Annotated in this window: 7 protein-coding genes; 3 read left to right on the top strand and 4 right to left on the bottom strand. The window is 47.3% G+C overall.

Translation table 11 applies throughout. The features are described from left to right. Window positions 1-612: 612 nt before the first annotated feature. The 4 genes from AC23N5_RS24960 to AC23N5_RS24945 form a co-directional block, all read right to left on the bottom strand. On the bottom strand, window positions 613-2067 hold the full coding sequence (locus AC23N5_RS24960; RefSeq protein ID WP_487757710.1) for a four-carbon acid sugar kinase family protein: 1455 nt from the start codon (window positions 2065-2067) through the stop codon (window positions 613-615). 212 nt (window positions 2068-2279) lie between these two features. Next, the gene (locus AC23N5_RS24955) at window positions 2280-3542 is read right to left on the bottom strand and encodes a ribulose-bisphosphate carboxylase large subunit family protein (RefSeq protein WP_487757709.1); all 1263 of its coding nucleotides are present in this window, start codon (window positions 3540-3542) and stop codon (window positions 2280-2282) included. Window positions 3543-3647: 105 nt separating this feature from the next. After that, complete coding sequence (locus AC23N5_RS24950; RefSeq protein WP_487757708.1) at window positions 3648-5063, bottom strand: RagB/SusD family nutrient uptake outer membrane protein; 1416 nt, start codon at window positions 5061-5063, stop codon at window positions 3648-3650. A 67-nt stretch (window positions 5064-5130) separates the two neighbouring features. Then, a complete protein-coding gene (locus AC23N5_RS24945) occupies window positions 5131-8304 on the bottom strand; it encodes a SusC/RagA family TonB-linked outer membrane protein (RefSeq protein WP_487757707.1) in 3174 nt (1057 codons plus the stop codon). Between the two features lie 518 nt (window positions 8305-8822). Here AC23N5_RS24945 and AC23N5_RS24940 point away from each other — a divergent pair. The 3 genes from AC23N5_RS24940 (at window position 8823) to AC23N5_RS24930 (ending at window position 12095) form a co-directional block, all read left to right on the top strand. Then, on the top strand, window positions 8823-9587 hold the full coding sequence (locus tag AC23N5_RS24940; RefSeq protein ID WP_183979746.1) for a DeoR/GlpR family DNA-binding transcription regulator: 765 nt from the start codon (window positions 8823-8825) through the stop codon (window positions 9585-9587). A gap of 179 nt (window positions 9588-9766) precedes the next feature. Continuing rightward, complete coding sequence (locus AC23N5_RS24935) at window positions 9767-11164, top strand: L-fucose/L-arabinose isomerase family protein (protein ID WP_487757706.1); 1398 nt, start codon at window positions 9767-9769, stop codon at window positions 11162-11164. A gap of 121 nt (window positions 11165-11285) precedes the next feature. Further along, window positions 11286-12095 (top strand): transketolase, encoded by an 810-nt coding sequence (locus AC23N5_RS24930; RefSeq protein ID WP_487757705.1) that lies wholly within the window; start codon window positions 11286-11288, stop codon window positions 12093-12095. Window positions 12096-12129 lie beyond the last annotated feature (34 nt).

Below are 12129 nucleotides of genomic sequence, written 5' to 3'. Positions count from 1 at the left end.
TCGGGGTTTTGAGAAACCCCTTTCACGGCTAGAAACCCTTTCACGTGTCGTGTGCCCGCGGTTACTCCTAACCGCGGTTAGGTTTCTCAAAACCTAATGTTTGATGTCGTCGGGGTTTTGAGAAACCCCTTTCACGGCTAGAAACCCTTTCACGTGTCGTGTGCCCGCGGTTACTCCTAACCGCGGATAGGTTTCTCAAAACCTAATGTTTGATGTTGTTGGGGTTTTGAGAAACCCCTTTCACGGCTAGAAACCCTTTCATGTGTCGTGTGCCCGCGGTTACTCCTAACCGCGGTTAGGTTTCTCAAAACCTAGTGCTTGATGTTGTTGGGGTTTTGAGCCCCCCCCCCCACGGCTAGAAACCCTCTCACGTGTCGTGTGCGCGCGGTTACTCCTAACCGCGGTTAGGTTTCTCAAAACCTAGTATTTGATGTCGTCGGGGTTTTGAGAAACCCCTTTCACGGTTAGAAACCCTTTCACGTGTCGTGTGCCCGCGGTTACTCCTAACCGCGTCTAGGTTTCTCAAAACCTAGTCTTTGATGTCGTCGGGGTTTTGAGAAACCCCTCCCACGGCTAGAAACCCTTTCACGTGTCGTGTGCCCGCGGTTACTCCTAACCGCGGTTAGGTTTCTCAAAACCTAGTGTTTGATGTCGTCGGGGTTTTGAGAAACCCCTCCCACGGCCAGAAACCCCTTTCACGGCCTCGTAATAATTTTCAGTTCCCACTTGCCCCCCCTTGAAAATAACTTGTTTCCCATCTAACGTCGATGAAGGGGCATGAGCGACACAAATGGGCGCACCTGGCGTTAGTGGAGCGAGCATTTCAACGGCTTCAATGCCCATCGCGCGGGCGGCATAGCTGGAGGTATCGCCACCTGCCACGACCACGCGTTGCACGTTGGTTTGAGCCACCACTTCTCGCGCTACGGTTCCTAAAGCATTTCCAAAAATCAGCCCTGTCTGCGAACGAATTTCTGCGGGCGTCAGCCCTTTTTGTTCAAAAATAGCATTCGTTTGAGCGATGCGGGGGTCTTGGTTGTCTTTGCTGGTATGGACAATAACCGATTGGCCTTGACGAATTTTTTGGATAGCTTTTTGGATGATAATTTCTAAAACTTCTAACGTATTTTCGGCTTCTACCACGGCTGCGGTGTCAATGCCCAAAGAGGCAAATTCGTGCTGCTCCGCCCACGCAATTTGTCGTGCTGATACGGGAGAGCAACTGCCCGAAATAACCAAAATAGGGGTATCAATGTCAACCGATTCCCAATCGGTACGGGCTTGAAGCTGCCCCGTTTGCTGCCAATACGCTCCCAATGCACTTCCAACGCCCGACGAACCTACCGAAAAAAGCGGCCTGTGTAAAGGAACATTTTCTTCCAAAAGCTTGCCAATGCGTGGTAAGTGATGATCGTACAAGGCATCAAAAAGGATATTGTCAAACCCCTTTTGTAGCACTTCTTGAAAGGGAACCGAGGGCTCAGGTTGTTCAATTTGCAAAATATCAAAAAGCCCCGTCGTGCGTTCCGTTTGTTGAGCTAAATGTAAACGCAAGTCGCTTTCGTGGGCAGGAGTGATGGGGTGGACGCTCATGGATGGATGACGGTCGAGGCGGTGAATAACTCCTTGACTACCAATACCCATGCGCGCAAACAGATTTCCAAAAGTACAATAACGCCCCAATGAAGGTGCCGCGACCAAAATGGGAACCCACGACGCTTGAAATACTTCTGCGCCGATTTCAAGGGCTTTGCCAATGCTGCCAATGCTGGGAGAGGAGTCGAACGTGGAGCAAACTTTGTAATGAACGTGCCTTGGAGAAAGCGCTTGAAGGGCTTCAAATGTAGGCTGAAGCTCCCGCTCCATATCGGCAGGCGAAAGTGAGCGCGAAAGCCCCGCAATGCCAATGGCTTGTAAACCTTCGTACTGGCGAACTTGCTGGAGGGTAGGAGGCTCAATAAACAACACCGTACGCGCTCCCGACCGACTCAGGGATTCGAGCGCATCGGTCGAACCCGTAAAGTCGTCACCGTAAAAAGCCAATAAGAGTTCTTTTTGTAATGTCATTGATAACTTAAAGTCAGGGCTAAAAAATGTTAATCGTTATCAGTTAACCGTTAATTGTCAGGGTTTTACAGGAGGACGTGTAAAGACTTATTAGGTTTGTTCATTCTTTTAATACCATATTGAACTTAGACAGAGGGGTATAATATCATGCTTTATAATAGTATTCAGCACTATTAACGGTTAACAGATAACGATTAACCGTTCCTCATCGCCTAAGATACAGAGAGTAGCTTCAAAGACTTTCCAAATTTCTCTACCGATTTCCCAAATTCGGGATAAAACTGCGCGGCTTCTTCTACGCTCCAGCCTTTCACGGCGGCTTCCCATGCTTGTTTGAGGGCTACTACACCCGCCGATGGGCCGCTGGGATGCGCCATAATACCGCCACCTGCCATGTAGAGTAAATCCACTGTTTGAGTACGACGGTAGGTTTCGGGCGCTTGCCCTCCCCATTGCCCCGAAGAAACGACGGGGAGTACCTCAAAACCTCCCAACAAGGGTCGGCGGCAGGCTTCGATGGAACGTACGACGGAATCATCGCTTTCCCAAAATTTATTCTGAATGCCATTGACGTGAATTTGGTCAACGCCCACCAAACGCCAAAGTTTTTGGTACGCTACAAAATCGATTCCCAACAACGGATGGCGGGTCAACATGCCCCAGCCGTTGCGGTGAGCATGAACAGGAAGTGCTCCTTGGTCACAGATTTTTTTGACGCCCGCCAGCCCCACGGTATTGATACTCACCATCGCACAGGTTGCCCCTGCTTGGAGAAGGTATTCGTACCGCCGAAGCATAACGTCCAGCTCACCGCTGAGGTTGAAGGCGTACATCACTTTTTTGCCCGTGGCGTCGGCGTGGCGGTTGATGACGTCCATGACTGCGTTCACCCGCGCTTCAAAGGTAGAGTTGGCGGCAGAAGACATGAGTTCGTCGTCTTTGACAAAATCAATGCCTGCCTCGGCCAAGGTTTTTACCAAAGCCGCGGTTTGCTCGGCGGCCAATCCTATGCTAGGCTTGATGATGGTACCAATGAGCGGACGGTCATACACTTGGGTCAGTTGACGGCAGCCTTTTATTCCAAAACGAGGCCCTGCAAAGTGCGCAGCAAAAGAGTCGGGGACGTCTAAGTCCATGAGTTTTAGTCCCGTGAACTGAGTCAGTTCGTATAGATTCCCTTGTAAGGTCGAAATCATCACGGGCAAATTATACCCAAAGTTTTCAACCGACCAAGATACGTTGAGTTTAGCGCGGTGGTATTCGTCGTAGCCTTCGGCACCAGGCAAAGCGGGTTGTGCGACCGTTTCCAACAGTTCGATTGATTCTACCTTGGCAGCAAAGCGTTCTTTTAACTCATCCGTTTCGCCAGGAATAGCCACAAAAGTGCCGCTGGATTGTTCACCAGCCAACACGTTGGCAGCCTTTTCAACGTCAAAAGGCGTTTCAATAAAATAAGTAGCAGATATGCGTTCCATTCAAAACGGAGGCTATTTAAGTGGTTAAATGGGGGATAAACGTTGGCTAAAACGCTCTGAATTTCAAAGGTTTTAGCCAGCGTCTCCTACTTGTAACTCGATGATTTAATACCCTGCATTTTGGGTAATCTTACTGTTTTGATCTCTGACTACGTTAGGAATTGGAATCAGCAATTTGGCTTGAGAAACACTTTTACCCTTGGCCGCCAATACTGTGAGGGCGCGATTGGTACGTTTGAGGTCAAACCAGCGTTGAAATTCAAAGGCAAGCTCCACGCGGCGCTCGTGTTCGGTAGCTGCTTCGATGGTGCTGTATTTTGAAGGATAGGCTGCCGTACCGAACTCTGGCATTCCTGCTCTTTTTCTCACTTGGTTGAGGTATTGTGCGTCGCCCGTGGCTTCGGTCAACAGCAACAACACGTCGGCATAGCGCAATACCATAAAGTTGTTGTTGGCCGCAATGCGTTGTCCGATGATAGGAGCCGTTTTGTCTTGCCATTTTTTAGGAAATTTGACGCGGGTAAACGTTCCTTTGGCATCCGTGAAGCCCGTATCAATCGAAGCCACCCGTCGTGCGTCACCCGTTTCGTATTCGTTCCAAGTATCGTCCACAACTTGATTCATGCCGCTTCCATAAAACCCAAGGGCGTTGGAGTTGGGGAAAAAGCCGAGGTAATAGTCGCTGAATGGCGCCGTTGACGAACCTCCCAGGTATTGAATTTCAAAAATAGATTCTTTGGTGTTTTTATTGGTAGGGCTCCATAAAGTGGCATAGCTGGGAAGCAATTGGTACTGACCGCTGCTCACAACTTCTTTTAGGGTGGTAGCGGCGTTGGTTTTATCTCCCATGGTCAAATACACTTTACCCAACAACGCTTGTGCCGCTCCTTTGGAAACCTTGCCAGCGCCAGCAGCTGAGGCTAATGGAAGTTTACTAGCCGCAAACTGCAAGTCTTTGACAATTTGAGCATACACTTCCGTAACGGGAGAGCGCAACACGCCGTAGCTTTCTTCGGCTGTGATGGGCTTAGTCACGAGCGGAATTTCTCCCCAAATCTGGACCATTTGGAAGTAATAAAGTGAGCGTAAAAACATCATTTCACCTTTTACTTTGTCTTTGTAGGCTGCGTCCACGTCGGCCGTTTCGATTTTATCGAGTACAATGTTAATGTTGTATAAAGAGCGGTAAAAATCTTGCCAAAACTGGTACACCATTGTATTGGCAGGTGCGAGGGTATAATCGCGAAACTGCCATTTGTCGGCCATGTTACCCGAAATGTTCAGGATTGTCACGTTGTCGCTCATTAACTCACCCGTGTACGAAACAGGCCCTTCGGGGTTATAAATCGTGTAAAGGGTTGCGTAAGCGGCATTGGAAGCCAAGTCAAAATCGGCTTTGGTTTTGAAAAAATTACCTGCGTTGGGGTTGGAAACAGGCGCTAATTGAAGAAAAGAATCGCCGCAACTGCTCATCACAACTCCAGTGAGGCAGGCTGCTATTATATGTTTGAACTTGTTCATTGCTTTGTGTTTTTTGAAATTAACATGTTAACCGTTATCTGTTAACCGATAACCAATCAAGATGAAATTAAAAATCAACCTTGACACCTACTGTAATCACGCGTGGAAGTGGGTACGAACCGTAATCAACGCCTTGGAAAGCACCAGGAACAGGAGCGTTTCCGCTGGTGTATGAGCCCGAAGTCTCCATGCTGCTGCTGTACGAGGTAGTTCCGTAAGTGGTATTCTCGGGGTCGTAGCCGTCTTTGTATTTAGAAAGGATAAATACGTTTTCGGCGTTGACATACACTCGTGCTGACTTCATGTTCATCTTGCTCAACATTTTGCTCGGAATGGCGTACGAAACACGGATGTTTTTCATGCGCAAGAACGAAGCATCACTTACCCAATACGACGAAAACTGCTTCTGCAACCCTTGGTAACTTACGTTGGGTTTGAAGTGAATGCCGTCTCCTGGGTCGCTTTCTGAACGCCAGTAGTTGTACATGCTGGCGTAGAAGTTACGGCCGTTGTCCCACGTTCCTAAGTAACGGATGTTGTTGTTAGCGATTTCGCCGCCGTACGACCCTTGAAGCATAAAAGAAAAGTCAAAACCCTTGTAAGTGAAGGTGTTGGTCATCCCCGCAATAAAATCAGGTTGGTTGTTGCCAATGATAGTGCGGTCGGCGTCGGTGATTTTGCCATCGCCGTTTACGTCGCGTACTTTCGGGTCGCCTGGGGTGGTGCTGGCGTGGTGCGGATAGGCATCCACTTCGGCTTGGTTTTTAAACACACCGTCGAAAATATATCCGTAGAAATTAGAAACGGGTTGGCCTACTTCAGTCCGAACCGTCACGACGTTGTCAACGTACTGGATAGGCGCGTTGCCTGGGCCGAGTTGAAGTACTTTGTTGCGGTTGCGAGAGAAGTTAAAATCTGTTGTCCACTTAAACTCGCCTACGGTGTTTTTGGTTGAAATGTTCAACTCAATCCCACGGTTACGCATTTTTCCGATGTTGGTCAATTGAGACGAAAAACCTGTGATGTCAGGTACGGGAACAAACAGGAGCATGTCGCGGGTAAGGGAGTTGTAAAACTCTACCGAACCAGAGATACGGTTGTTCAATATTCCCAAATCCAAACCGAGGTTAAACATGTTGGTTTTTTCCCATTTCAAATTGGGGTTGGCGATGCTGCTGACGCGCAAACCGTTGTTCATGGTGCTTCCATAAACGTAGTTGGAGGCAGCCAACAAACTCACTGCTCCGTAGTTCGGGATTTGGTTGTTGCCCGTTACACCGTAGCTGACGCGGAGTTTGAGGTTGTTGATGTTTTTCAAATTGCTCATAAAGGCTTCATCCGAAATCAACCAACCTGCTGATACCGATGGGAAATAGCCCCATTTGTTGTTGTCCCCGAAGCGCGACATTCCATCGCGGCGAATCGTTCCTGTCAAGAAATAGCGATTGTTGAAATTGTACTGCAAACGCGCAATATACGACAGCAGTGACCATTCGCTGGCGGTGGTGTTTCCTGCTGTGACAGTACCCGCATTAAGCGTGTGTACTAAGTCGTTGGGGAAGTTGTTGGCGGCTACGTACATGGTTTCGTCGCGCTGCTTTTGCGAGGTATAACCTACCAAACCCGTGAGTGAATGGTCGCCGATTTGTTTGTCGTACGTCAATGTGTTCTCACTCAACCAGTTGAACATGTAGCTGTTGCCTGCGTTGGCTTGCGCGGCCAAGACGGCTGAATAGCCATATTTTTGTTTGTCGTTCCAATAAAAGTGGTTGCGCGTGTTGAAAAGGTTGCCGCTGAGGCTAGTACGAAACTTGAGGTTTTTCAAAATGTTGTATTCCAAATAGGCTGTTCCCAACGTATTGAACGATTTGGTGCCTTTGTCCACCTCGCGGGTGAGCGAGTAAGGATGCCAAAGGTTCATATCGCCAAAAGACGTAAAACGGAACCAAGTAGAGTTGGGGTCGCGGTAGCCGAGGTTACCATTTTCGTTGTAAACGGGAAAATGTGGGTTGCTCTGCAAGCCTAAGCTAATGACGTCGCTTTTGCCTTTGGTGCCTTCGGTGCGGTCAAAAATGCTCGTTACACCCAAGTTTAAGCCAATGGTCAATTTGTCAGTGACCATCGTTTTTACGTTGGAGCGGAGGGCCAAACGCTTGTAATAGTTCATGTCCAAAATGGCCGTTTGGTCCAAATACGCCCCCGAAAACATGTATTGCGTTTTTTCTGTCCCACCCGATACCGAGATTTGGCCGTTGTACATTGGGGCCGTTCTGAACATCACGTCTTGCCAGTTGGTACCCGCACCAAATTGTTGAGGATTGGTCAAGAAGTCTTCAGGGATTTTTAATAAAGTTGGACGTAATGCGTTGCCATCGGTGGCTTTTCCACCTGCCGCAATCCATGCGTTGTTTTTGGCGTCGATGTACGTACGGATAAATTGCTGCGCATCCATCATTTCGATTTGACGGGCTACTTTTTGCGAGCCGTATTCGAGGTTTACACTGACACTTGGCTTGCCTGCTTTGCCGAGTTTGGTGGTCACAATCACCACCCCGCTCGACCCGCGCGACCCGTAAATTGCCGCCGACGAAGCATCTTTTAGCACTTCTACCGACTCAATATCTTGCGGGTTAATCATATTAAGGTTGAAGTTTTCCAACGGTACACCGTCAACCACCAACAGCGGGTTCGTCCCTGCCGTAATCGAGCTTACCCCGCGAATTTTAATGAACGGCGACGAGCCTGGAGCACCTTGTGCTTGGGAGATATTGACCCCAGCTACCTGCCCCGCCAACGACTGCGCCACGTTGCTAAACGAACGGTCTTGGAATTGCTTATTGTTGATGGACGCAACGGCGCCTGTTACGGCACGTTTGCTTTGTGTACCATAACCAACTACTACTACTTCGTTCAAGATTTTGCTGGAAGGCAACAACGAAACGTTGATGATAGACCGCTTGTTGATGGCGATTTCCTGCGTTTCATAACTCACTGAGCTAAAAACCAACGTAGCGTTTTCGGGAGCAGCGAGGCTATAAGCGCCTTCTGCGTTTGAGATGGTTCCTGTCGTGGTTGATTTTACGACAATCGAGACCCCTGGAACGGGCTTGCCTGTTTCGTCAGTAATTTTTCCCGTGACGGGTTTGTTTTGGCCAATGGCTTGGCTAAAACAAAATAAAAGCAAAACAAAAGAAATGTACCTCGAATACTTTGGATACAAACAGGGTAGATAAAGGTTCATGACGGTAAGATTGAGGCTGGGAATGTAGAATTGTTACTATAAAATCAATGAAAAGTGAAACAAAAATAGATTTGTGACAACGTATCCCCGTCCTGAGCCGTCCTGATGAAACAAAAGTAAACGAAAGTGTATAATGTTTTTTGAATAAGTAAAGTACAAATTGTTGTAAAACGAATACTAGGCAAGAAAATGTGATTTTGGCTCTGTTTTGCTCTTTTTTGTAAGTAAAAAGCCGATTTTGGGAAAATTAATATTTGAATAATTCAATAAAGGCTTCTTTTGTTTTGTTGTTAAAAATAAAAATATTTTTCTGTTTTCTTTCATTTGTTTTTGTTTTGTTTAGAAATTTGCAAAAAACAAAAGAGTTTTGTCCCCGTTTAAAAAGAGCAATTCCTACGGATACTGCTGATTAGGAGCGTTTATGTTGAGAAAAGGGGCAAGGCGTTGTTTTTTGTTTTCTTATTATTTCTTTTCTTTGAAGGAAATCAATCTGTTCAAATGCCTTAAAAAGTAAAACAATGCTTCCAAATCAAAGAAGAGAAAAAATATTAGAGCTGTTGTACGAAGACGGCTCTGCCAAAGTAGTGGACTTAGCCCATTTGTTCAAAGTAACCGAAGTAACGATTCGGCAAGATTTAGAAAAGCTTGAAAAAGAGGGGATTGTGGTGCGCGAACACGGAGGGGCGTATTTGAAAAGTGTGCGGGAACAAGTAAGCTCGTTTTCGTTGGCCCATCAAGAAAACATGGACAAAAAAGAAATCATTGCGGCTACCTGCCTCGACTTTATCGACAACGGCGATACGATTATTTTGGATTCGGGAAGCACAACCACCGAAATCGCAAAAAAAATAAAAGGAAACCGCCGCCTGACGGTTATCACCAATGCCATGAACATTGGCTTGATGCTGGGGGCGGAACAAAACATCGAAGTGATTCTGACGGGAGGGGAGTTTAAGCCACCTACTTTGTCGCTAACGGGCCAGAAAGCCGCCGATTTTTTCAAAGGAATCCATGTGCAAAAGTTGTTCTTAGCCACGGCAGGGATTTCGCTCAAAGCGGGACTTACCTATCCGAGTATCAGTGACTTAGTGGTAAAAAAAGCAATGATTGACGCCGCCGAAACTACCTATTTGGTAGCCGATTCGAGCAAGGTAGGAAAAAGTGCTTTTGCGAGCCTTGGAGCGTTGTCACTGATTAATTATTTGATAACCGACAGTGGCATCGAAGATGGTCATTTACAGCTTTTTAAGCAAAACGACATTGAAGTCATTATTGCGAAATAATAGTCAGGGCTGAAGCCCTTGTTGTAAGAAATATCGGGTTATCCCCATGCTAAAGCATGGAGTTATAAGAGAAATAAACTCTCCTTTAACTACGCCCTTCAGGGCGTGGAAAAGAAGGTCAAGATAATTAAGAAGGGCTTTAGCCCTGACAAACCTCATTCAAAAAGAATTGATAGAAAATGGCAAGTATTGGTATCATCATCGGAAACAGGGATTTTTTTCCAGATAGTTTGGTAGAAAAGGCAAGAACCGAAATCATTGATGTTTTTGCAAAGTTGAAACTTACCCCTATCCTTTTGGACAGCAACGACACCAAACTGGGCGGGGTAGAGACGTTCAAAGAAGCGCAAAAATGTGCCGATTTGTTCAAAGCTCACCGCGAGGAAATCAGCGGAATTTTGGTGCTTTTACCCAACTTCGGTGATGAAAAAGGCGTGGCAGATACGCTGAAATTAGCGAATTTGAACGTGCCTGTGTTGATTCAGGCGTATCCCGATGATTTGAGCAAGATGAACGTCGTCAATCGCCGCGATTCGTGGTGCGGAAAGATTTCGGTTTGCAACAACTTATACCAATACGGCATCAAATACACCCTTACCAGTCAGCATGTTAGCTCACCGTCTTCGGCGGAGTTTCAGAAAGATTTGACGGATTTTGTGGCCGTTTGTCGCGTGGTGAAAGGGTTGAAAAATGTGCGTATTGGCGCCATTGGCGCACGACCTGGGGCGTTTAACACGGTACGCTATTCCGAAAAAATCCTTCAACGAAACGGCATTACGGTAACGACCTTCGACCTTTCGGAGATTCTTGGTCGTGCCAACAAATTGACGGCCGATAGCGCCGTTGTAAAACAACATTTGGAATCCATCAATGCCTACGCCCCCAAAGGAAAAACGCCGAATGAAGCGATGCTTCAAATTGCGAAACTAGACGTGGTATTGAAGGAAATTATGGAAGAAAACGCCCTCGACGCCACTGCCATTCAGTGCTGGACGAGCTTGCAGCAAAACTACGGTTGCAACGTCTGCACAAGCATGAGTATCATGAGCGAAAACATGCTTCCAAGTGCGTGCGAGGTGGACGTGACGGGGACGTTGAGCATGTACGCCATGCAGTTGGCGTCGGGCTCACCGAGTGCGTTGGTGGATTGGAACAACAACTACGCCGACGATGAAAACAAGTGCGTGCTCTTCCACTGTGGCAACTGGGCGAAGTCGTTTTTGCCTGATATTCAGATAAGTAATGCACCGATTTTGGGTACTTCGGTAGGGGTTGAAAATACCTACGGTGCTTTGGATGGCCGTACGCCCGCCATGCCGCTGACCTACGGGCGTATCAGCACCGACGACCCGAAGGGCATCATCAAAGCGTACATCGGTGAAGGCGATTTAACCAACGACCCACTTACGACATTTGGAAACCGTGCCGTGGCTCAAATTGCTGATTTGCAGGGGTTAATGAAATATATTTGTCGCAATGGTTTTGAACACCACGTCGTGATGAACGCCTCAAAAACAGCGGATATATTAAAAGAAGCCTTGGAGAATTACATGGGTTGGGAGGTATATAAACACTGATTAGAATCCGTGTAAATCTGTGCTGCTTGCATCCGTTAAATCCGTGTTCTAATTTTTGTGATTAATTGGAACACAGATGATACTGATACTCCGTAACACAGATTATTACGGATAAAATGTCATGGAAAATCTTAAAAATAAATCTACGGAATACCGCCGTAACATCCTCAAATACATCTACAAAGCGAAGGCGGGGCATACGGGAGGGTCGTTGTCGTGTATTGATATTTTGAATGTGTTGTACAACGAAGTCCTAAATGTTACGCCCGAAACGTTCACCTCGCCCGACCGAGACCGCTATATTCAGAGCAAAGGGCACTGTGTGGAAGCATTGTTTGTGGTGCTGGCCGACAAAGGTTTTTTCCCAGAGTCGGACCTTGAAACGCTTTGTAAATACCAGTCGCACTACATTGGTCATCCTACGCGAAAGGTAAATGGAGTGGAGCAAAATACGGGAGCATTGGGGCATGGTCTTCCAATGAGTGCGGGTGTGGCTTTGGCGGCAAAAATGGATAACCGCGATTATCGGGTGTTTACGTTGATGGGCGACGGTGAATTGCCCGAAGGCTCCAACTGGGAAGCGGCACTTACCGCAGCACATTACAAATTGGATAACCTCTGTGCGATTGTGGATTTGAACGGTTTGCAAATCACGGGGCCCACCAAAGACGTCTGTAATACCGAACCTTTAGATAAAAAATTTGAGAGTTTTGGCTGGGCAGTGCGCCACGTGGACGGAAACGATGTCGTCGCGCTGAAAGAAGCGTTTGATGCTTTGCCGTTTGAAAAGGGAAAGCCGAGCGTGATGATAGCGCATACGGTGAAAGGGAAAGGAGTGAGCTTCATGGAAAACGAACTCAAATGGCACCACGGCGTCCCTTCCGAAGAGCAATATAAAATAGCAATGCAGGAACTAAGCCCAGCTCCCTGATCCCAATGGGGGAATCAATATCCGTTAACGGCTA

It is taken from the genome of Runella sp. R5_40, from assembly GCF_057652295.1.
The sequence above is the reverse complement of the archived record's forward strand: the minus strand, read 5'-3'. Positions and strand labels throughout refer to the sequence as shown.

Excerpts from the sequence above, each read along its gene's own strand:
- AC23N5_RS24955 (WP_487757709.1), bottom strand. The coding sequence starts at position 3,542 with ATGGAACGCATATCTGCTACTTATTTTATTGAAACGCCTTTTGACGTT.
- AC23N5_RS24960 (WP_487757710.1), bottom strand. The coding sequence starts at position 2,067 with ATGACATTACAAAAAGAACTCTTATTGGCTTTTTACGGTGACGACTTT.
- AC23N5_RS24950 (WP_487757708.1), bottom strand. The coding sequence starts at position 5,063 with ATGAACAAGTTCAAACATATAATAGCAGCCTGCCTCACTGGAGTTGTG.
- AC23N5_RS24940 (WP_183979746.1), top strand. The coding sequence starts at position 8,823 with ATGCTTCCAAATCAAAGAAGAGAAAAAATATTAGAGCTGTTGTACGAA.
- AC23N5_RS24930 (WP_487757705.1), top strand. The coding sequence starts at position 11,286 with ATGGAAAATCTTAAAAATAAATCTACGGAATACCGCCGTAACATCCTC.
- AC23N5_RS24945 (WP_487757707.1), bottom strand. The coding sequence starts at position 8,304 with ATGAACCTTTATCTACCCTGTTTGTATCCAAAGTATTCGAGGTACATT.
- AC23N5_RS24935 (WP_487757706.1), top strand. The coding sequence starts at position 9,767 with ATGGCAAGTATTGGTATCATCATCGGAAACAGGGATTTTTTTCCAGAT.